Annotated in this window: 14 protein-coding genes; 4 read left to right on the top strand and 10 right to left on the bottom strand. The window is 73.5% G+C overall.

Annotated features, from left to right (window positions below):
- Window positions 1–83 precede the first annotated feature (83 nt).
- The gene (locus tag C4J65_RS21015) at window positions 84–569 is read left to right on the top strand and encodes a pyridoxamine 5'-phosphate oxidase family protein (protein ID WP_240330483.1); all 486 of its coding nucleotides are present in this window, start codon (window positions 84–86) and stop codon (window positions 567–569) included.
- A 15-nt stretch (window positions 570–584) separates the two neighbouring features.
- On the opposite strand, the gene guaA is transcribed toward C4J65_RS21015, so the two are convergent.
- Window positions 585–2165: a glutamine-hydrolyzing GMP synthase gene (gene guaA, locus C4J65_RS21010; RefSeq protein ID WP_115743767.1), complete on the bottom strand. Its 1581-nt coding sequence runs from the start codon at window positions 2163–2165 to the stop codon at window positions 585–587.
- Window positions 2166–2510: 345 nt separating this feature from the next.
- Here guaA and C4J65_RS21005 point away from each other — a divergent pair, with 345 nt between their 5' ends.
- A complete protein-coding gene (locus C4J65_RS21005) occupies window positions 2511–2798 on the top strand; it encodes a chorismate mutase (protein ID WP_162833264.1) in 288 nt (95 codons plus the stop codon).
- A gap of 366 nt (window positions 2799–3164) precedes the next feature.
- On the opposite strand, the gene C4J65_RS36750 is transcribed toward C4J65_RS21005, so the two are convergent.
- On the bottom strand, window positions 3165–3389 hold the full coding sequence (locus C4J65_RS36750; RefSeq protein WP_162832948.1) for a hypothetical protein: 225 nt from the start codon (window positions 3387–3389) through the stop codon (window positions 3165–3167).
- On the opposite strand from C4J65_RS36750, the gene C4J65_RS36375 reads away from it, so the two are divergent.
- On the top strand, window positions 3388–4200 hold the full coding sequence (locus tag C4J65_RS36375; protein ID WP_240330482.1) for an LPXTG cell wall anchor domain-containing protein: 813 nt from the start codon (window positions 3388–3390) through the stop codon (window positions 4198–4200). The two genes, C4J65_RS36750 and C4J65_RS36375, sit on opposite strands and share 2 nt — an antisense overlap.
- Before the next feature lie 119 nt (window positions 4201–4319).
- Here the strand turns inward: C4J65_RS36375 and C4J65_RS20990 are convergent, their stop codons facing one another.
- From C4J65_RS20990 to C4J65_RS20955, 8 genes are all read right to left on the bottom strand, one after another.
- Window positions 4320–6137: a GMC family oxidoreductase gene (locus C4J65_RS20990; RefSeq protein ID WP_115743763.1), complete on the bottom strand. Its 1818-nt coding sequence runs from the start codon at window positions 6135–6137 to the stop codon at window positions 4320–4322.
- Window positions 6138–6235: 98 nt separating this feature from the next.
- Window positions 6236–7849: a succinic semialdehyde dehydrogenase gene (locus tag C4J65_RS20985; RefSeq protein ID WP_115743762.1), complete on the bottom strand. Its 1614-nt coding sequence runs from the start codon at window positions 7847–7849 to the stop codon at window positions 6236–6238.
- A 139-nt stretch (window positions 7850–7988) separates the two neighbouring features.
- Window positions 7989–9704, bottom strand: a complete 1716-nt coding sequence (locus tag C4J65_RS20980; RefSeq protein WP_240330481.1) for a serine/threonine-protein kinase — start codon at window positions 9702–9704, stop codon at window positions 7989–7991.
- 92 nt (window positions 9705–9796) lie between these two features.
- The gene (locus tag C4J65_RS20975) at window positions 9797–10984 is read right to left on the bottom strand and encodes a serine/threonine-protein kinase (protein WP_115746554.1); all 1188 of its coding nucleotides are present in this window, start codon (window positions 10982–10984) and stop codon (window positions 9797–9799) included.
- Between the two features lie 96 nt (window positions 10985–11080).
- The gene (locus tag C4J65_RS20970) at window positions 11081–12904 is read right to left on the bottom strand and encodes a serine/threonine-protein kinase (protein WP_162833263.1); all 1824 of its coding nucleotides are present in this window, start codon (window positions 12902–12904) and stop codon (window positions 11081–11083) included.
- A 145-nt stretch (window positions 12905–13049) separates the two neighbouring features.
- On the bottom strand, window positions 13050–15932 hold the full coding sequence (locus C4J65_RS20965) for a protein kinase (RefSeq protein ID WP_115743760.1): 2883 nt from the start codon (window positions 15930–15932) through the stop codon (window positions 13050–13052).
- Window positions 15933–16105: 173 nt separating this feature from the next.
- Window positions 16106–18229, bottom strand: coding sequence for a serine/threonine-protein kinase (locus tag C4J65_RS20960; RefSeq protein WP_115743759.1), 2124 nt, complete (start codon window positions 18227–18229; stop codon window positions 16106–16108).
- A gap of 100 nt (window positions 18230–18329) precedes the next feature.
- A complete protein-coding gene (locus C4J65_RS20955; RefSeq protein ID WP_115743758.1) occupies window positions 18330–20036 on the bottom strand; it encodes a glycerol-3-phosphate dehydrogenase/oxidase in 1707 nt (568 codons plus the stop codon).
- 302 nt (window positions 20037–20338) lie between these two features.
- Between C4J65_RS20955 and C4J65_RS20950 the strand changes: the two genes are divergently transcribed.
- On the top strand, window positions 20339–21556 hold the full coding sequence (locus C4J65_RS20950; RefSeq protein WP_115743757.1) for a nucleotide sugar dehydrogenase: 1218 nt from the start codon (window positions 20339–20341) through the stop codon (window positions 21554–21556).
- Window positions 21557–21960 lie beyond the last annotated feature (404 nt).

Raw genomic sequence — 21960 nt, 5'->3', positions numbered from 1 at the left:
GTTACCGGCGGTGCGGCCGGGAGGACAGGTTCGGGGGCCAAAACGCGACAGAGGGTGTCGGTATTGGCGTTCACACTCGGTGCATGACTTCAGGCACCCCTGTGAACTGGGCCGGTTTCGCCGCCGCCGAACCCGAACTGGCCGACACCGTCGAGGCGCGCTTCGGCGCGTACACGCATCACGTCCTCGCCACCCTCCGCAAGGACGGCTCGCCCCGCACCACCGGCCTGGAGGTGCGCTTCCTCACCGGCGAGCTGTGGCTGGGCATGATGCCGGACTCGCTGAAGGCGCTCGACCTGCGCCGCGACCCGCGCTTCGCGCTGCAGGCGAACCCGGGGGACGGCACCGGCATGGGCGGCGGGGACGTGCGGATCGCCGGGCGGGCGATCGAGGTCGAGGACCCGCGGACCAAGGCCGGATACGTGCGGGAGGTGGAACCGCCGGAGCCGTTCCACCTCTTCCGCACCGAGCTGACGGAGGTCGTGCGCACCCGCGTCGAGGACGACAAGTACCTCGTCGTCGAGATCTGGCGGCCCGGAAAGCCCCTGCGCACCGTCAGGCGCGCCTAGGGAGCGCCGCTGGGATCACTCCCACTCGATCGTCCCCGGCGGCTTCGAGGTCACGTCGAGGACGACGCGGTTGACGTCGGTGACCTCGTTGGTGATCCGGGTCGAGATCTTGGAGAGCACCTCGTACGGCAGCCGGGACCAGTCGGCCGTCATGGCGTCCTCGGACGAGACCGGCCGCAGGACGATCGGGTGGCCGTAGGTGCGGCCGTCGCCCTGGACGCCGACGGAGCGGACGTCGGCGAGCAGCACCACCGGGCACTGCCAGATGTCGCGGTCGAGGCCGGCCGCGGTCAGTTCCTCGCGGGCGATGGCGTCGGCCTCGCGCAGCAGGTCGAGCCGCTCCTTGGTGACCTCGCCGACGATCCGGATGCCGAGACCCGGGCCCGGGAAGGGCTGGCGCTGGACGATCTCGTCCGGCAGGCCCAGCTCGGCGCCGACCATCCGGACCTCGTCCTTGAACAGCTGGCGCAGCGGCTCGACCAGCTCGAACTCGATGTCGTCCGGGAGCCCGCCCACGTTGTGGTGGGACTTGATGTTGGCGGTGCCGGTGCCGCCGCCGGACTCGACGACGTCCGGGTAGAGCGTGCCCTGCACGAGGAAGGCGACCTCCGGGCCGTCCTCCCGCATGATCTCCAGCTGGGCCTGCTCGAAGACCCGGATGAACTCCCGGCCGATGATCTTCCGCTTCTGCTCGGGGTCGGAGACGCCGGCCAGCGCGCCCAGGAACCGCTCGCTGGCGTCCACGACCTTCAGCTGCACGCCGGTCGCGGCGACGAAGTCCTTCTCGACCTGCTCGGTCTCGCCCTTGCGCATCAGGCCGTGGTCCACGTAGACGCAGGTCAGCTGGGAGCCGATGGCCTTCTGCACGAGGGCGGCGGCGACGGCCGAGTCCACGCCGCCGGAGAGCCCGCAGATGGCCCGCTTGTCGCCGACCTGCGCGCGGATGGCCGCGACCTGCTCCTCGATGACGTTGCCCGTGGTCCAGTCGGGGCTCAGGCCCGCACCCCGGTACAGGAAGTGCTCCAGCACCTGCTGTCCGTGCGTGGAGTGCATGACCTCGGGGTGGTACTGGACGCCGTAGAGCTTCTTCTCGTCGTTCTCGAAGGCGGCGACGGGGACGACGTCCGTGGAGCCGGTGACGGTGAAGCCCTCGGGGGCGGCGGAGCAGGCGTCGCCGTGCGACATCCACACGGCCTGCTCGGCGGGGGTGCCCTCGAAGAGGGTGGAGGACGGCTTGGAGACCGTGAGGTCGGTGCGGCCGTACTCGCGGGCGCCGGAGTTGTCGACGGTGCCGCCGAGGGTCTGCGCCATCAGCTGGAAGCCGTAGCACATGCCGAAGACGGGGACGCCGGCCTCGAACAGGGAGCGGTCCAGGGTGGGGGCGCCCGGCTCGTACACCGACGAGGGGCCGCCCGAGAGGATGATGGCCGCCGGGTTCTTGGCGAGGATCTCCTCGACCGGCATGGAGCTCGGCACGATCTCGCTGTAGACCCGCGCCTCGCGGACACGACGGGCGATGAGCTGGGCGTACTGCGCGCCGAAGTCGACGACCAGGACGGTGTCGGGGGCGGCGGCAGCGGGAGTCGCTGATGACACGGGGTGCCTTCCGGCGGGTCGGGCGGGGGGCTTGTACCCCCGATTCTACCGAGCTGGGCAGGTGCCCCGGCCCCGGCGTTCGCCCGCCTCTCCCGGCCCCCTCGTGTCTCACCATCCGAACCGGCTTGGACACCGACCGTCGCCGGGGCATACTGGGCGCATGCTCAAGCACCAGGCGTTCCTGTTTACCTATGGCAACCGGCCCACCGGCTGCCATGGTCGTGCTGCTTGAGCAACTGACAAGCGACTTCCCAGGCGCCCCGGGCCGACAAGGTCCGGGGCGCCTGGCGTTTGCGGACCGTGCCGGTCCGGGGTGCCACCAGCCTTCGGCGAGGAGCCACCGACATGACCGTCACCGCAGCAGACAAGACCGGCGCCCGCACCTCCGAGGCCGCCGACGTGATCACCGGCGCCCGGGAGCGGATCGATTCCCTGGACGACCGGATCATCGGGCTGATCCAGGAACGGATGGCCGTCTCCGCGGTCATCCAGGAGGCGCGGATCACCTCCGGCGGCCGGCGCGTCAACCTCTCCCGCGAGATGGAGGTGCTGGACCACTACCGGGAGGCGCTGGGCAAGCCGGGCACGGCGCTGGCGATGACGATGCTGGAGCTGTGTCGCGGCCGCGTCTGAGGGTCGCCGCGCGGCCCGGGTGGTCGTATCCGAGTTCGGGCCCCTTCTCACCCGTACGGCGCGTGACCGGCAGGCGAGCGGCTTCGTTGGTCCCGGTGTCCGTGTCAGCCAGGGGCGGGCCCGAAAGAACCACGCGTGGCTCGCTGGAGCGATGAGACGTACGGATCGTGCCGTGCGTCGTGGGACCTCGCTCCAGGAAGTGACCGGACGGCAGGGGACAGCAGCCCGGTCACCCAAGAGAACGGCCGGCTCCGGGGACGCCCGGGGCCGGCCGACGGAACGAGTAGTGACACAGGACGCATGTAGTGACACAGGACACATAAGGATTCTGTGAATACGGAGACAACCATTCACAGGTTCCAGTGATCAAAGGGGCATGAAGCTTCGTCGCGCCCTGGCCGCAGCCGCCGCCACGGCAGTGATCTCCCCCGTGGCACTGCTCGCGGCCCCGGCGGCCTCCGCGAGCGGCAGTACCCCGCCGACCCCGTCCGCCTCGTCGGACGGCTCGCCGTCCCAGGGCGGGTCGCCGTCCCAGGGCGGGTCGACGAGCGGGGCCTCGCCCGCCCCGAGCGACTCCACGAGCCCGTCCATGGGTTCCGCCGCCTCCCCGGCCTCCCCGAGCACGACGGGCGCGGGCACTCTCGCCCCCGACGGCACGCAGACGGCCACGTCCGTCCCCGCGAACCCCTCGCCGAGCACCTCCGAGCCGGAGGAGACCGCGAGCCCGGATCCCGAACCGTCCGTGTGCGAGGACACCAAGGTCGACGTCGGCATCGAGGGCCTGCCCGGCGAGATCGCGGCGGGCAGCGGCTGGCACGCGTTCTCGCTGAACGTGGCGAACGACTCCGGCTCCACGCTGCAGAACCTCGAGTACCTGGCCGGCGCCTCCGCCGACCGCGACGGCGAGGACCTGTTCGAGAGCGAGGCGGTCGCTCTCCAGGCCTGGAACCCCGAGGACCGGACCTGGGAGAACCTCGACGAACTCGGCTACGCGGTGGGCTACATCGGTTACACCGACGAACTGGCGCCCGACTACGAGGTCGCCATCCCGATGCGGATCAACGTGCGGGCCGGTGCCCCGGCCGGCGCCGGCTTCACGCTCGGCGCGACGATCTACGGCGACGCGGACGGCGAGTGCACCGGCTTCGGCGACGTCGCCTACCGGTTCCGGATCGTGGCCCCCGGCACGGACACGGACGGCACCCGGCCGCAGGAGGGCGGCAAGGCGCCCGTGACCGTCCGGAAGCCGGCCGCCGACACCCCGGAGGTCACCGGGAGCCTCGCCGCGACCGGCTCCAGCTCGGCGTTGCCGGTGATCGGCCTCGTCGGCGGGCTCGCCGTGGTGGCCGGCGGCGGTGCGGTGTTCGTGGTCCGGCGGCGCAGGGCCGGCTCGGACACCTGACGCCCACGCTCGCGGGAGCGGCGTGACTCAGGCTGGGTGAGGGGGACCCGCGCTCGGAGGGGGGTGCGGGTCCTCTTCGCCTTCTCATGCCCGGGGCTGCGGCCGTTCCTCCGTGGCCGCTACTTCTTCGGCGGCACCCTCGGCATCTCCACGAACGGCAGGCGCAGCGCGCCGAAGGCCTGTTCCGGGACGGCCGGCGACCGGGGCGCGACGGCGGCCACCCGCTCGTACCCGGTGCCCTGCGCGGGGCGCGGGTCGCGCTCGCCCCTGTTGGGCCAGTACGACATCGCGCGCTCGGCCTGCGCGGTGATGGTCAGGGACGGGTTGACGCCGAGGTTGGCCGAGACGGCGGCGCCGTCGACGACCGAGATGCCGGGGTGGCCGTAGAGGCGGTGGTAGGGGTCTATGACGCCGGTCTCGCGGGAGGCGCCGATGGGGCAGCCGCCGAGGAAGTGGGCGGTGAGCGGGGTGCCCATCAGCTCGCCGACGTTGGATCCGGCGAAGCCGTTGATCTCGGCGGCGAGCGCGGCGGCGCCCTCGGTGGCGGCCTTGATCTGCTTGGGGTTGGGCGATCCGTGGCCCTGGCGGGCGGTGAGCAGGCCCTTGCCGACGCCCGTCGGTTTCAGGTGCGTGGTCAGGGAGTTGTCCAGGGACTGCATGACCAGGCCGATGATGGTCCGCTCGGACCACTTGCGGTTGGAGAGCGAACGCAGGACCAGCAGCGGGTGCTTGGCCGCGTGGCCGAGGAAGCCCAGGACGCGGGAGGCACCCGAGGCGGTCTGCCCGGCGTAGGGGACCTGGAGGATGGACAGGCCGCCCATCGAGTTGGAGCCCTTGCCGTAACGCACCGGCTCGATGTGGGTGTTGGCGTCCGGGTGGATGGACGACGTGATGGCGACGCCGCGCGTGAAGTCGGCCCGTGGCTCGCCGGTGGCGCTGCGGTAGCGCCGGTCGTCGGTCTGGGCGCCGACCAGTGCCTCGGAGTTGGTGCGCGTCAGCTCGCCGAGCGCGTTCGATATGTAGGGGAGCTGGCCGCCCGCCTTCATGCGGTGCAGCAGGGTCTGGGTGCCGTAGGTGCCGGCGGCCAGGACGACGCGGCGGGCGGTGAAGGTGCGGCCCGCGTCCTTGTTCCCGCGCTTCCCTCGCTTTCCGCCCTTCTTGCGGTCGGTGGGGAGGGTGGCGACCGCGAAGCCGCCGCGCGAGTCGTCCGTGACGGAGACGGCCGTGGTCATCGGGTGCACGACGGCGCCGGCCTTCTCGGCGAGGTAGAGGTAGTTCTCGTTGAGGGTGTTCTTCGCGCCGTGCCGGCAGCCGGTCATGCACTCGCCGCACTCGTTGCAGGCCTTGCGGTCGGGGCCCGCGCCGCCGAAGTACGGGTCGGGCACCTGTTGGCCCGGCCCGGCCTTCGCCGTGCCGTCGGCGTCCTCGCCGTCGCCGAAGAAGACGCCGACCGGGGCCATGTGGAAGGTGTCGCCGCAGCCCATCCGCTCGGCGGCGGCCTTCAGGTGCACGTCGGAGGGGGTCATCGTCGGGTTGAGACGGACCCCGAGCATGCGCCGGGCCTGGTCGTAGTACGGCGTCAGTTCCTCGTGCCAGTCGGTGATGCCGCGCCACTGGGGGTCGTCGAAGAAGGGCTTCGGCGGCACGTACAGGGTGTTGGCGTAGTTGAGCGAGCCGCCGCCGACCCCGGCTCCTGCCAGGACCATGACATTCCCGAGCAGGTGGATGCGCTGGATGCCGAACATGCCGAGCTTCGGCGCCCAGAGGTAGTTCTTCAGGTCCCAGGAGTTCTTGGGCAGCGACTCCCGGGTGAAACGGCGGCCGGCCTCCAGGACGCCGACGCGGTAGCCCTTCTCGGTGAGGCGGAGGGCGGAGACGGAGCCGCCGAAGCCGGATCCCACGACGAGGACGTCGTAGTCGTATGCATCCTGGGGCACGGGGGCTCCTCGTTGAGTGTCGCGTGCGGGTGAGTCGTGGCTGGTCGCGCCCGGACGGCGGAGCCGCATGTCGATGCGGCCCCGCGCCCTTACGTCGGCTACCGGAACCGGAGAGTCTTCATGAGCCGCAGGCTCCGGCTCATGAACGCCGCGTACTTCTCGTCGTCCATGCCGAGCGAGGGCGCCATCGGCAGCAGGCGCTGGTGGGCGACCGTCTGGGCCTCGGTGTACTTGAGGATGCCCTCGGAGCCGTGCCGGCGGCCGAGGCCGGAGTCCTTCATGCCGCCCATCGGGGACTGGGCGCTGCCGTAGGCGGGGGCGTACCCCTCGTTGATGTTGACGGTCCCGGTGCGCATCCGCGCGGCGACCTCGTGGCCGCGCCGGGCGTTCTTCGTCCACACCGAGGAGTTCAGGCCGTACGGCGTGGAGTTGGCGTGCTCGACGGCCTCGTCCTCGGTCGTGAAGCGGTAGACGGAGACGACCGGGCCGAAGGTCTCCTCGGTGCACACCGTCATGGGGGCCACGACGCCGTCGAGGATGGTCGGCTCGTAGAAGTACGGGCCGATGTCGGGGCGGGCGACGCCACCGGCGACGAGCTTGGCGCCCCGCTCCACGGCGTCCGTCACGTGCGCCTTCACCGTCGCCAGCTGCCGCTCCCCCACCAGCGAGCCCATGTCGGCGCCGTAGGAGAGGGAGGTGCCGAGCCGCATGGCCCTGGTGCGGGCGGCGAAGCGTTCCAGGAAGGCGTCGGCGACGGACGCGTGGACGTAGAGCCGCTCGATGGATATGCAGAGCTGGCCGGCCGAGGAGAAGCAGGCGCGGACGGCGCCCGCCGCGGCCTTCTCGATGTCGGCGTCCTCGAGGACCAGCATGGCGTTCTTGCCGCCGAGCTCCAGGGAGACGCCGACCAGGCGGGCGGCGGCACCCTGGGCGACCTCGCGGCCGGTGCGGGTGGAGCCGGTGAAGGAGACGTAGTCGGCGTGCTTGACGACCTCGGGGCCGACGACCGGTCCTTCGCCGAGGACGACCTGGAAGACCTCGGCGGGCAGCCCGGCCTCGATGAGCAGGTCACGCGCCCACAGGGCGGTCAGGCAGGTCTCGGTGTCGGGCTTCATGACGACGGCGTTGCCCGCGACGAAGGCGGGGAGGGCGTCGCCGACGGACAGCTCCAGCGGGTAGTTCCAGGGGGCGATCTGGCCGACCACGCCGCGCGGGTGGCGCAGCTCGGTGACCTTGGTGAGGGTCGGTACGGCGCCGGTGTGCCGCCTGGGGCGCAGGTAGGCGGGGGCCTTGCGGCCGTAGTGCCGGGCGGCGACGGCGACGGCCTGGACCTCCTCGTGGGCGTGCAGGCGGGCCTTGCCGGTCTCCAGCTGGATGAGGTCGAGGACCTCGGCCTGACGCGCGAGGACCAGGTCGTGGAAGCGCAGCAGGACCGCGGCGCGCTGCCGTACCGGCACCCGCGCCCACACGGCCTGGGCGGCGCGGGCCCGCTCGAAGGCGGCGGCCACGTCCTCGGGCGTCGCCTCGGGCAGGTCGGCCAGCTTCTCGCCGGTGAACGGGGTGTGGTTGGCGGTGCGGCCGGAGCCGGTCACGCCCTTGGTGAGCTGGGCGACCAGCTCGGGCGTGACCACGTCGGCAGCCGTGCGGGCGCCCTCCGGGGTGGGGGCGAGGGGGTTCGTGCCGGTGAGTTCCGGGGCCTGCGCGTCCGTCATGAGCCGCAGGGTATGACGCCGGGCGGGCTTTGTGTACCCGTCGGTAATGGGGATTCACCACGATTCACCGAGTGCTCACACAACGCCAGTGATCGCTGGCAACAAACCCGCTGATCAGGGCGTTGTGCGAGCGGGGCGCTCAGGTGCCGTCGATGTCCAGATGGGTGACGGCCGTACTGGCCACCTCACGCCCCCGCTCGGTGAAGTCGCCCTTGCCCGGGTAGCTGACGGTGAGCTTGTACATGTCGCCCGCGGACGTGCGGTAGTAGAAGATCCGCAGTTCGCGCGGGCGGGGGTTCTGACTGTCGGTGGTGGTGTAGACGACCGTGTTCTCGGCGGACTTCCCACCCCGGTACTCGGTCTCCCTGGGGTCGGTCTTCGGGTTCTCGGGCATGGAGAGCTCGTACTCCCCGCTCGCCTTGAACTTGCCGTCGTCGTCGTACATCTCGGCCGCGGCGGACCCGGCGATGTTGCCGGCGGTGTCCTCCGCCTTCTTGTCCAGGGTCAGGCCGATCCAGACGGCGCCGCTCTCGTCGGTGTAGGTGACCCAGTGCTGGTCGGCCTCCTCGGGAACGGTGCGCTTGTAGCCCTCGGGCACCGCCAGGGTCGCGGCGAGCCGCTTCTCGTGCGGGGTCTTCCAACCGTCGGGCAGCGGCCCCGCGAAGGGGTCCGCGAGCACCAGGTATCCGGCGACCGCCGCCGCGACGACCACCGCACCGAGGGTGAGCCACGCGTTGCGGCCCAGCCGGACGCTCCAGCGGGACGCGGGCGCCGTGCCCGGCTCCCCGGGACCGTCGAGCCGGACCACCTGGGTGGGCTGCGGCGCGGGCGGGTTCGCCGCGGCGTCCAGCAGGGCGCGGACCCGGGCGGCGTCCGGACGGCGCGCCGGGTCCTTGTCCAGCAGGCCCGTGATCACCTCGGCCAGCGGGCCCTGCGCGGAGGCGGGCGGCGCGGGCGCGGCGTTGAGCACCGACTGGAGCGTGGCGGGGGTGTTGCTGCGGCGGAACGGCGAGACGCCCTCCGTCGCGGCGTACAGCACCACGCCCAGGGACCACAGGTCGCTCGCCGGGCCGGGGCGCTGGCCCAGCACCCGCTCCGGGGCGATGTACTCGGGCGAGCCGACGAAGCCGCCGGTGTCGGTCAGGCTGGTCTCGCCCTCGATCTGGGCGATGCCGAAGTCGGTGAGGACGACCCGGTCGTGCCGGCCGAGCAGGACGTTGTCCGGCTTCACGTCCCGGTGCAGGACACCGGCGGCGTGCGCGGCCTCCAGCGCGCCGAGCACCTCCAGGCCGATCCGGGCGGCCTCGCGGGCGCTCAGGGTGCCCTCCTGGAGGGCGTCGCCGAGCGAGCGTCCGCGCACGAGTTCCATCACGATCCACGGCTGGTCGTCCACGACCGCCACGTCGTGCACGTCGACCACCGCGGGGTGGTCGAGCCGGGCCGCGGCGCGCGCCTCGCGGCGCATCCGCTCGAAGGCGTTGTCCCGTTCGCGTTCGGGAAGGTGGTCGGGGACGCGGGGCTCCTTGACGGCGACCTCGCGGTCGACGGTCTCGTCCTTGGCCCGCCAGACGGTGCCCATGCCGCCGTGCCCGAGCTTCGCGAGCAGCCGGTAGCGGCCGGCGATCAGCCGCCCGGCGCCCGGGTCCGGCGCGGCGGCGGGAGGAGTGGCCGACGGGGGCGCCGAAGGAGCCGCCCGAGGGGTGGGCGACTGACTCTGCGACCGCGTCGGTACGACCTGGGTCGGTGTCGCGTACGGATTGCCGGGATGTGGCACCGCGGCCGGCCGGTTCGGCGGTTGCAGGTCAAAACTCGTCGGCTCGTCCGCCCCACTGCGGGGCCCCCCGTTGCTGCTCATGGGTCCATCCATATCGCGCCGGGCGTGCCCCTTTCCACCGTGGATGCCCGGTGGTCACAGACCCGTGACGCATGATGCCGCTTATCTCCCGTTTAGGTGCCGTTGCCGGAACCGGAGGCGGCCGGGGAGGCGGGATCCGCGCTCGGCGTTGTCGATGTCTGCGTTGGTGATGTCCGCGTTGGTGATGTCTGCGCGGTCAACGTCGGCGTGGTCGAGGTCGGCGCGGTCGACGTCGGCGCGGTCGACGTCGGCGTGGCGGGCACCGAACTGTTCGGCGTGCCGCCCCCGTCGTCGCCTCCGTCGGCGAACAGCGCGGCCGCCGTGACGCCCGCGCCCGCCGCCGCGACGACCAGCAGCACCGCCAGGAGCACGCTCCGCTTCACGCTCCGCCGCGCCCGCAGGGGCCCGGGGGCCACGGCCTGTGCCGGTGTCGCGGGCGTACGGCCCGTGCCGAGGAAGGCGCGCAGCATCCGCTGGGCCGACGCCGCGTCCAGCCGCCGTCGCGGATCGCGTTCCAGCAGGCCGCGTACGACCGGCAGGAGCGGCCCCGCCTGTGCGGGCGGGCGGATCTCCTCGGTGACCACGGCGTGCAGGACACCGCCCAGCGAGTCCCGGTGGAAGGGGGACGCGCCGCTGAGGACCGCGCACAGCAGCACGCCAAGCGACCACAGGTCGGACTCGGGACCGGTCCCGGCACCGGACATCCGCTCCGGCGCGGTGTACTCGGGGGAACCGACGAAGGAACCGCTCTCGGTGAGCGTGGTGGCGCCCGCGACCTGGGCCACCCCGAAGTCGGTGAGGACGACCCGGCCGTGGTCGGCGACCAGCACGTTCGACGGCTTCACGTCCCGGTGCAGGATCCCGGACGCGTGGGCCGTGCCCAGGGCGTCGAGCAGGGCGACGCCGATGCGGGCGGCCTCGGCGGCGTCGACCGGACCGTGGGTGAGGACGCGGTCGGCGAGCGAGCCGCCGTCGACCAGTTCCATGACCATGTACGCGCGTTCGTCGTCCTCGACCACGTCGTGCACGACGATGACGTGCGGATGCCGCAGCTGCGCGACCGCGCGGGCCTCGCGCAGGGTGCGTTCGCGGCGCCGTCGGGCCTCGGCCGCGGAGAGGGTCTCGTCGAGGGGGAGGGCCTTCACGGCCACTTCGCGGGCGAGCAGTTGGTCGGTGGCCCGCCACACGATGCCCATGCCGCCGCGGCCGAGCCGCTCATGGAGCCGGTAACGGCCCGCGATGACACGCCCGCCCGCCCCCTCGGTCACCATGCGCCCCATCATGCCCCACCGGACGCACCGGCTCCGGACCGCTGTCACACGGGTGGCCGACAACCGACGGGCGGGCGGTCCGCGTCGCGGCCGGGGCGGCCCGGCTCAGCCGGTCCTCTCCTGCCAGCTCTGCAGCACCGCCTTGAACCGCCGTTGCGTGGTCGGCCAGTCGCCCGCCGGTCCCGTCATGTTGAGGGCGTACTCGACGCCGTCGCGGGACATGTACATCTGCGACACGGCGCGGCGCGGGCCGGGGAACTCGGTGTCCTTGGGCAGCGCGTTCCAGGTGTACTCCCAGCGGGCGCCGTCACGGTCGCGGTAGCCGACGCGTTCGAGCTTGACGCGCTGGTAGTCGACGAGCCGCTGGAGCAGTTGCGCGTCCAGGTCCTGCTGGTGCGCGTACGGGTCGTTGTAGTCGGGCGCGGTGTCGACTGATATGCGCAGGACGTGTTTGCCGCCGTCGGGGGTGTAGTCGATCTGCCGGAGTTCGCCGCTGTCGCCGTCGAAGTCCCTCCGCTGCCAGTTCTCGGGCAGGTAGAGGCTGAAACCCAGCGGGTCCTCGCGGCGTGTCCAGTCGGCCGGGACGGAACCGCCCGGGCCCTTGCCGGTCGTTGCGGAGGCGGAGGGGGAAGGAGCGGCCGAACCGCTCGGCCCGTGGGTCGGGTCGGCGCCGGCCGACGAGCCGCCCTCGCCGCGCTGTTGCAGCACCACTGCGGTACCCGCGCCGATCAGCGCCGCGACGGCGACGACCAGGGCGAGGGTGCGCATGCGGGCCCGCCGTGCTCGTCCGGGAGCGGCGCCGCCCGTCGCCGGGGCCACCGCGTAGCCCGGCGCGGTGTGTCCGGCCGGGGCGGGGCCGACCGCGGTGGGGCCGGTCGTCGGCGGGTACGGCGTGGCGGTGGTCCCGCCCGCCTGCTGGTACGGCATGGCGGTGGTCCCGCCCGCCTGCTGGTACGGCATGGCGGTGGTCCCGCCCGCCTGCTGGTACGGCGTGGCGGTCGTCCCGCCGGTCGGCCCCGGTGCCCCAGGCATCCCCTGGTGAGCCGGGTCGCCCGCCCGCGGTGGCGGTCCCGCGTACTGGGTGGTCGGCACGTACGCCTGGGCCGCGTCCGGGCGTCGGCCCTCGGCCGCCTGGGCGAGCAGGTGCTCGGCCTCGGTCGCGTCCGGCCGCTCGGCAGGGTCCTTGCGCAGCAGTGCGCTGATGACGGGCGCGAGCGCACCGGCGTACCGGGGCTCGCCGGCCTCCTCCTCGACGACCGCCTGCATGGTGGTCAGCGGTGAGGTCCGGCGGAACGGCGACCTGCCCTCCACCGCGGTGTACAGCGTCGCGCCGAGCGCCCACAGGTCGGAGGACGGGCCGGGGTCGTGGCCACGGACGCGCTCGGGTGCGAGGTAGTCGACGGAGCCGACGACCTCTCCGGTCCGGGTGATGGTGGAGTCGCCCTCGATCTGCGCGATGCCGAAGTCGGTGAGCAGGACGCGGCCGTCGTCGGCGAGCAGCACGTTGCCGGGTTTGACGTCGCGGTGCAGGACTCCGGCCGTGTGCGCGGCGCGCAGGGCGCGCAGCACCCACAGGCCGATCCGGGCCGCCTCCCGCGGGTCGACCCGCTCCTCCTCCTTGACGGCGTCGGCCAGCGAGCGGCCCTCGACCAGCTCCATCACGATCCACGGCCGGCCGTCGTGCTCGAGTACGTCGTGCACGGTGACGACGGCCGAGTGGTTGATCCGTGCCGCCGCGCGCGCCTCGCCCCGGGTGCGCGCCAGGAGGATGGCCTGGTCGCTCTCCGAGACGTAGAGCGCGGCGGTCAACTCCTTGATGGCGACGGTCCGGTGCAGCACCTCGTCGTGTGCGCGCCACACCCGGCCCATGCCGCCGCTGCCGATGGCTTCCCCGAGCCGGTAGCGTCCCGCGACGAGCCGGCCCTGCATCTGATTCACGTTGCCCCGCAATGGTCTTGTCAGGGCCACACTAGGGACCGGCTCCCGTCGAAGGAACGGGTGGGGTGGTATGGAAACCGCTCTGTGACGGTTGTCGCTTTCCGTGACGAGAGGCAACCATCGGGCCGAACTGCGTTCAGCGCGTGTACTGGTAGGTGGCCGAGGCCTGTTCGAACAGCCGGGTCACCTCGTCACGCTCCGCCTCCGGACCGCGGACCTGCACCACGTGGTAACGCCCGTCGATGAGGATGGCGACGTTGCGCACGTACAGCTCGCCGTCGGCGCCGGTCCAGGTGAACTGCCCCTCCGCCATGGTCCGTCCGCCGACCTCGATGGTCTTCAGGCCGCTGGAGGTGGCCCAGCTGGAGGCGCGGTACGAGGCCAACTCGGGTTCGCTGTCGCGCTGGTAGGCCATCGGGTCGTCGCCGAACTCGGAGGCGCGGTCGCGGCCGGGCACGACGATCAGCTCGAAGTCGCCCTTGTCGTAGACGACCTGGCCGCTGCCGTTGCGGGGCGTGCGGTTCCAGCCCTCGGCGACGGCTACGCGGAAGCCCTCGGCGTCCTTGCGCAGGGTGAATCCCTCGGCGACGTTGGACTGGGGCTCGGTGGAGCCGCCCGCCGTCCGCGAGGCGCCCGGGTCGGGCTCCGGGGAGGTCCGGTCCGGCCGGGGCTCGCCGCCGGCGTCCGGCGACTTCTCGGGCGGCGCCTGGCTCGCCCCTCCGGCGGCGGCGGTACGGTCGGCGGCCCCGGCCCCGCTCGTGTCGCTCTTCGGCATGAAGAACATGGCGTACGCGACCGCGCCGGCCATCGCCAGCAGTATCAGCAGGAGCAGGGTCCGGCCGAGGCTGCGTGCCGAGCGGTCGGTCTCCGGCCTGCCCCGCTTGTGCCGTCCGTGGTGCGCGGGCAGCCCGGCGCGCCGCCTGCGCACCAGCTCGCCGCGGCGGCGCACGATCGGCAGCCGGCCGGTCTCGACGGGGGGCGCCGAGACGACGTGCAGGCCGGCCTCCGGCTCGGGCGCGGACCGGACGAGGGAGCGCAGCCAGCCGCTCAGTTCCTCGAAGTCGATGCGCTCTATGGGGTCCTGACGCAGCAGCGACTCCACGACCGGCCGGAGCGGCCCGCACTCCTCGGCGAACGCGGGCGGCTCCGCGCACACGATCTGCACCAGCTCGGCGGTCGACTCCTCCGGGTAGGGCGCGTGCCCCTGTACGGCACGGAAGAGCAGCGCGCCCAGGGCCCACAGGTCGGTGGCGGGACCGATGGGCGCGGCCAGCTGCCAGTTCTCGTGCACCGGGCCGGCCTGTTCCGGCGCCCAGCGCTCGGTCACGGGCCCGACCACGGCCATCCGCGTCTGCCGGGCCCGCTCGGCGGCGAGCGCGGTGGCCGGACCTCGCCGTACCGCTGTCCGGCCGGCCGGGTCGTCCCAGCCCGCGGCGGGCCCGGACCCGTCCTCCCGCTCCGGATCGGCTGCCCCGGGGGGTGCTGCCCGCCACGTCCCGGCGGCGCCCTCGGAAGCGACCTCCCGCGACCGGGCGGCGGGCCCGGAGGCGGTCTCCCGCCACGGGGCGGCGGGCCCCGCGGTGTCCTTTGGCCGCGCGCCGGGCCGGGCCCGCCCTGCCGCCGGGCCGGTACCGGCCGCCGGTTCCCCGGCCGGGCGGGGGGCGGGGAACGCCGGGTCACCCGTGGGACGTGCGGCGGAGGACGCCGGGTCACCGGGGGTACGGGGCGTGGCGCCGTGCCAGGCGGTGGTGCGTACGCCGTAGGGGTCCGTGATCTGCCCCGGCGGCACGGCGGCACCCGACGGGGCGGGGTCGCCGGCGCTCTCCTCGTCCCACGGTGCGCCGGACGCGGCGTCGGACCCTATGGCATACGGAGCCTGGCCGGAACCGGCGGCGAAGGCCGCCCGGCCGCTTCCCGGACCGGACCGGGCCCCGCCCGTCCCGGTGGCGTGCGACGACCGGCCGTCGCCGTCGTCGCCGTCGTCGCCGTCGTCGCCGTCGTCGTACGAGGAGCCGGGACCGGTGGCGAGGCCCGGGGGGTCGTCGGGGGCGGGGCGGGCGCCCGGCAGGGCCGCGCGGCCGTTCTGGGCCTCCTGGACGCGGGCCGCGGCCCTGGCTCCGGCTCGGTAGGCGGCGATGGCGCCGGCCCGGGCGGCGCGGGCGTCCGCGGCGGCGTCCAGCGAGGCGGGTGCGAGTCCGGCGGGGGCGGTGCCCGGCACCGGGGCCCCGGGCACCGGGAGCCCGCCGACGCCCCGGGCCTCGATGGCGGCCCGGCGGGCGGCCTCGGGGTCGGCGTCCCCCGGACCGAAGACCCCGGCGCGGGGAACACCGCCGCCCGCACCGGAGATTCCGCCGGGCTCGGGCGCGCCGTCCGGTTCCCCGTCGGGCGGCGGGGGCACCGGGTCGTACCCGCACAGCGCCTCCTCCGCCGCCCCGACCGCCAGGCCGGTCAGCATGACCCGCCCGTCGTCGCAGACCAGCACGGTGCGCGCGGTGATGTTGCGGTGCACCCAGCCGTACGAGTGCAGCACCCGCAGCGCCAGGAGGACGTCGGAGGCCACCTCGGCCGCCCGGTACGGCGTCATGGCCTGTTCGGCGAGCAGCGCGGCCAGCGGCCTCGCGGCCACCAGCTCGCTGACGATCCACAGTGAACCGCCCTCGGCGAAGACGTCGAAGACCTGGTCCAGGCGCGGATGGTCGGGCACTGCCGCGGCGGCCTGCGCGGCCTCGACGGCACGCCGTACGACCGGATCGGCCGGATGCCTGGGGCCGCCGCCCGCGGCGGGGGGCCGCCTGCCGGGGTGCCGGACACCGCCGTCCCGGGCGGTGAAGCCGTCGGGCAGACCGTCCGCGTCGAGCACCTCGGCCTCGACGACCTCCGGCAACGGCACCTGGCGGACCAGGACTTCCTGGCCGCTGTAGGTGTCGAAGGCCCGGGTCTCGGTGAGTTCGTACTCGTCGGACGGCGGCAGGGGCAGGCGGTAGCGGTCGGCGAGTACCCGTCCCGCGTAGTCGTCCACGTCGCCACCCCCGGCAGCCGTCGGTCAATTCCGTTCGCCCGGCGGGCCGTTCCGGCTGCGTACGGTCCGCAACCACTCACGATACGTGCCGGAGGCAACCCGCAATGAGCTGATGCCAGATCTCGGGCGGCTCAAACCCGGGCCCCGTCGCCCCGGGGTCCGGGCCCCTCCGCTCAGGACTTGGGTTCGAAGGTCTTCGACAGGGTCCGCCAGGTGTCCCGGCGCAGGTCGTCGCCCCAGTCGGCGGCCTTCGCGGTGTACATGAGCGCGTAGCCCTGGTGGTCGTTGACGACGAACCCGCGGTCCACGGTGCGGTACTTGGTGCCGCCGTCGGTGTAGGTGAACTCCCAGTCGGCCGTGTTCCAGCCCCGGTAGCCCACCTTCTCTATGCGGACCTTCTGGTAGTTCGAGCGGACCATGTACTGCTCCTGGCTCTTCCAGTCCGCGACGGGGTCGCCCTTGGGCGTGGAGGTCCAGGCGACCAGCAGCTTCTGCCCGCGGGGCCCGGTGAACCGGTCGCCCGAGGAGCCCGTGGAGGCGAACTTCCAGCCCTCGGGCAGTCCGATGCGGTAGCCCTGGCCGCCCTGGTGGGTGGTGGCCACGTCCTCGTCGTCGTCGGACTTCCCGGCGCCGGCCGACGCGCCGTCGGTCTTGCCGGACGCGCTCGCCCCGGGGTCCGGGGCGCCGGTCTGGTCCCCGTTCGCCGCGGGGTCGGAGGCGGAGCCGTCGGTGCCCGTGCCGCTCTCCTGGTCCTGCTTGGTGTCGCCGCTCGCGCCGGCGGAGGCGACCGCCTTGCCGCCGCTGCCGCCCTTGGCGCCCTCGTCGTCGTCGCCACCGCCGAGCGTGAGTGCCAGCACGGTGCCGAGCACGGCCAGCGCCACGACCACCGCGATGATGACCAGCGTCCGGCGCGGCACCACGTCGGTGAGCGGGGCCCGGGGCACGGGCCGGGCGGGCAGGTCCGGCGGCGGCACGACGGGCCAGCCGGAACTCCGCGCTTCCCCGGCCGCGTTCGCCGCACCGGCCCCCGGACCGACGGCCCCGGCAGCGCCGACGGCACCGGGACGCGTGCCCGCACGCGCGCCCACGCCAGGTCCCGCGGCCGATCCCGACCTCGGCGCCGGCGGGGCGGCGGCCGTCCCGCCGGGCCCGTGGGCGGACCCATGAGCGGCGGACCCGCGGGCGGCGACGGTCCCCGCGGCTCCCGCTCCGGTCCGGCCGCCGTCGCCGGGCTTGGCCCGCGAGGCGGCCGCGGCGCCCGCCGCACCGGCCCCGACGGCGGCCTTGCGCACGGAACGCAGCGCTCCGCGAAGCTTCTCCCCGGCCTCCTCGCCCAGCTTGCCGCCGGGGCCCTGGGCACCGCCGCGGCGCCTGCGCCCGTCCGGCTGCGGGGGCAACGGCACGACCTTGGTCGCGTCGACCGGTTCGGTCGCGGCCGCCTGCTCGGGCGCGTGGATGACCTTGTTGAGCATCGCGCGGGCGCCCGCGTCGTCGAGCCGCTGGTCGGGGTCCTTGGTGAGCAGCCCGTAGATGACGTCCCGCAGCGGGCCGGCGTTCTTCGGCTCCTCCAGGTTCTCCGTCATCACCGCGGTGAGCGTCGCGATGGCCGAGCCCCGGTCGTAGGGCGGGGTGCCCTCGACGGCGGCGTACAGCAGTCCGCCCAGCGACCACAGGTCGGCGGCCGGGCCCGGCTTGTGGCCTCGGGCACGCTCGGGGGAGATGTAGGAGGGGGCGCCGACGAGCATGCCGGTGGAGGTGATGGAGGGGTCGCCCTCGACCTGGGCGATGCCGAAGTCGGTGAGCACGACCCTGCCGTCCTCGGCGATCAGGACGTTCGACGGTTTCACGTCGCGGTGCAGGATGCCCTCGCGGTGCGCCGAGCGCAGCACGTCCAGGACCGCGAGGCCGACCTCGGCGGCGCGCCCGGGCTCCAGCAGTCCGTCCTCACGGATGGCCTCGGCGAGCGACTTGCCCTCGACGAGTTCCATCACGATCCACGGCCGGTCGTCCTCCTCGACCACGTCGTAGACCGTGACGGCGCTGTTGTTGCGGATCCGCGCGATCGCCTTCGCCTCGCGCAGCGTGCGCGTGATCAGGCGCCGCTTCTCCTCCTCGTCGATGTTCCCCGGGAACCGCAGCTCCTTGACGGCGACCGTGCGTCCGAGGGTCTCGTCCTCCGCCCGCCACACCGTCCCCATGCCGCCGCGGCCGAGCACGTCTCCCAGCCGGTACCGCCCGGCGAGGAGACGTGCGCTCTTGTCCGTACGGGATGTCCCCGCCCGCTCCGCCTCCGACATGCGTCCCCTCATGCAACCCGCCCTGACAGAGCCTTCATTGTCCCTCACCCGACAAGTGCTCTACGCCCAGGGGGCCCGCAGGGTTCCCTCCCCGCCCTCCTTACCGCGCCGCGATGTCCGGTGCCCCCAGTCGCGCCGCGTCGGCGGTCAGGTCGTCCGGCTGGCGCTGCGACTCGCGCTCGGCCTCGACCCGCTTCTCGTAGTGCTGGATCTCCCGGTCTACCTGGCCCTTGTCCCAGCCGAGCACCGGCGCCATCAGCTCGGCGGCCTCGCGGGCGCAGCGCGTGCCCCGGTCGAAGGTCTCGATGGAGATGCGGGTGCGCCGGGTGAGTACGTCGTCCAGATGCCGCGCGCCCTCGTGCGAGGCCGCGTAGACGACTTCGGCGCGCAGGTAGTCGTCGGCCCCGGTGAGGGGCTCGCCCAGGGAGGGGTCGGCGGCGACGAGTTCGAGCAGTTCCTCCGTCAGCGAGCCGTAGCGGTTGAGCAAATGCTCGACGCGTACGACGTGCAGTCCGGTGCGCGCGGCGATCCGGGCCCGCGCGTTCCACTGCGCGTGGTAGCCCTCGGCGCCGAGCAGCGGGGTCTCCTCGGTGACGCAGTCGGCGACCCGCAGATCGAGCCCGTGCACGGCCTCGTCCACGGCGTCCTTGGCCATCACCCGGTACGTCGTGTACTTGCCGCCCGCCACGACGACCAGGCCGGGCACCGGGTGGGCGACGGTGTGCTCGCGCGACAGCTTGCTGGTGGCGTCCGACTCGCCGGCCAGCAGCGGCCGCAGTCCGGCGTACACGCCCTCGACGTCGTCGCGCGTGAGGGGCACCGACAGCACCGAGTTGACGTGTTCCAGCAGGTAGTCGATGTCGGCGCTGGACGCGGCCGGGTGGGCCTTGTCGAGGTCCCAGTCGGTGTCCGTGGTGCCGATGATCCAGTGCCGGCCCCAGGGGATGACGAACAGCACGGACTTCTCGGTGCGCAGGATCAGCCCGGTGCTGGAGTGGATGCGGTCCTTGGGCACGACCAGGTGGATGCCCTTGGAGGCCCGCACGTGGAACTGGCCGCGCTCACCGACCATCGCCTGGGTGTCGTCGGTCCACACCCCGGTCGCGTTCACCACCTGCTTGGCGCGGACCTCGTACTCGCCGCCCGCCTCGACGTCCTGCACCCGCGCGCCGACCACCCGTTCGCCCTCGCGAAGGAAGGAGGTGACCCGGGCGCGGTTGGCGACCTTGGCGCCGTACGCCGCCGAGGTGCGCACCAGCGTGGCGACGAAGCGGGCGTCGTCCATCTGGGCGTCGTAGTACTGCAACGCGCCGACCAGCGCGTCCTTCTTCAGCGCGGGCGCCACGCGCAGGGCGTGACGGCGGCTCAGGTGCCGGTGCAGCGGCAGGCCGCGCCCGTGCCCGCGGGCCATGGACATGGCGTCGTAGAGCGCGACGCCCGATCCGGCATACAGCCGCTCCCACCCCTTGTGCTGGAGCGGGTACAGGAACGGCACCGGCTTCACCAGGTGCGGCGCGAGCCGTTCGAGCAGCAGCCCGCGCTCCTTCAGCGCCTCCCGCACGAGCACGAAGTCGAGCATCTCCAGATAGCGCAGGCCGCCGTGGATCAGCTTGCTGGACCTGCTGGAGGTGCCCGAGGCCCAGTCCCGCGCCTCCACCAGGCCCACGGACAGACCACGCGTCACGGCGTCGAGCGCGGTGCCCGCACCGACCACGCCGGCACCCACCACCAGGACGTCGAGCTCGCGCTCGGCCATGGCCGCGAGCGACTCGGCGCGCTGCGCCGGCCCAAGGGTCGCTGTCCTCACTGCTGCCTCCCGCTGTCGGTCGCGTCGGCCGCGCCCGTCGGGCGAGCCCCGTTCCTGGTACCCACCATGCCCAGATTCTGACCGGCCCGCCCGACTTCGGCAGCCGCGGGCCCGAACCTGTGGACAACCTGCCCACGGGCCCGTACCGGCAGGCACCGAGCCGTCGACACTCGCCGAAACTCCGCAGATCAATACCGCAAATCGGTCATATTTACTCCTAGTCTGACGTTGTGCTCGCCCGTCCTGTCCACCGGGCTTGCGCACCTGTCCCGCTTCGGTTACTGGGAAGGACGGCCCACGCCATGCCCGCAGATCTCGCCGTCATCGGACTCGGCCCGTACGGCCTGCCCCTGGCCCAGGCCGCCGTCGCCGCCGGCATCCCCACCCTCGGCTACCGCACCGGCCCCGAGGCCGACCCGCTCACCCCCGCCGAGGTGCGCCGGATGCTCGCCACGGGCTTCCGCACCCCGGCCGGACCGGCAGGACCGGCCGAGCTGGGCCGGGTCCGCACCGCCGTCATCTGCGCGCCCACCCCGCCGGGCGCGGACGGCGGCCTGGACCTCACCCAGGTGGAGGCCGCGGCCCGCACCCTCGCCGCCCACATGCGCCCGCACACCACCGTCATCCTGGAGTCGCCGGTGCGGCCCGGAACGACGGAGGAATTCCTGCGCCCGATCCTGGAGCAGAGCTCCGGGCTGCGCGCCGGCCGCGACTTCCACCTCGCCTACTCCCCCAGCCGCGTGGACCCCGGCAACCGCGACTTCACCCCGGCCAACACCCCGAAGGTCATCGGCGGCCTCACCCCCGCCTGCACGGAGTCGGCCGCCGCGTTCTACAGCCGCCTCACCGACAAGGTGGTCCGCGCACGGGGCCCGCGGGAGGCGGAGACGGTGCAGCTCCTGGAGACCAACTTCCGGCACGTGAACATCGCCCTGGTCAACGAGATGGCCGTGCTCTGCGACGACCTCGGCGTCGACCTGTGGGACGTCCTGCGCTGCGCGGAGACCAAGCCCTTCGGCTTCCACGCCTTCCGCCCCGGACCCGGCGTCGGCGGCCACTCCGTCCCCCAGGACCTCACCGGCCGGGCCCCGCACAGCCTGCGCATGGTGGAGCTGGCCCAGCAGGTCAACGCCCAGATGCCCCGCTACGTCGTGCAGCGCGCCGCCGCCCTCCTCAACGAGCACGGCAAGTCCGCGCGCGGCGCCCGCATCCTCCTCCTCGGCGTCACCTACAAGGCCGACCTCGCCGACCAGCAGGCCACCCCGGCCGAGGAGATCGCGACCCGCCTGATGTCGATGGGCGCCGCCGTGAGCTACCACGACCCGCACGTCCCGTCCTGGAACGTCGCCGACCGCCCCGTCCCCCGCGCCGACTCCCTCTACGAGGCCGCCGCCGACGCCGACCTCACGATCCTCCTCCAGCAGCACCGCACGTACGACCTCCAGGGCCTCTCAGTCAAGGCCCAGCTCCTTCTGGACACCCGGGGCGCCACACCGACGGGGGCGGCGCACCGGTTGTGAGCCGGGGGCGCACGGGGGTGACCGTGCCACGGGGTTGGTGGTGGGAGGGCGGCTGCGCCGGTACGGTGGGGAGCGGATGGCGCCCTCCGCAGGGATGTGCGGCCGGTTACGGGTGTCCGCCCCTATGTCTTCTAGGGACGGCCGCTCACCATCCGCAAAGGGTGGAGCCCACCGCAGCCGGATACTGAGGCAGGCTCCAGAGAAGTGAACGGAGTGTCCACCCCTACGTCTTATAGGGGTGGCCGCTCACTTCCCGTAAATCCGCAGGATCCACCTCCTCCGGAACTTCACCATCCGCAGACGGATCCGGTCCCAGCGGGTGGGCTTGCGGTGACGGCCCATGGCGCGCCCCCTTCCACGATGCCGCCCATATCCCGGTGAGGCGGTCCGTCTGGAATTCGGGC

It is taken from the genome of Streptomyces sp. CB09001 (genome assembly GCF_003369795.1).
Classification (GTDB): Bacteria; Actinomycetota; Actinomycetes; order Streptomycetales; family Streptomycetaceae; genus Streptomyces.
This window is presented reverse-complemented; position numbering and strand designations above follow the sequence as displayed.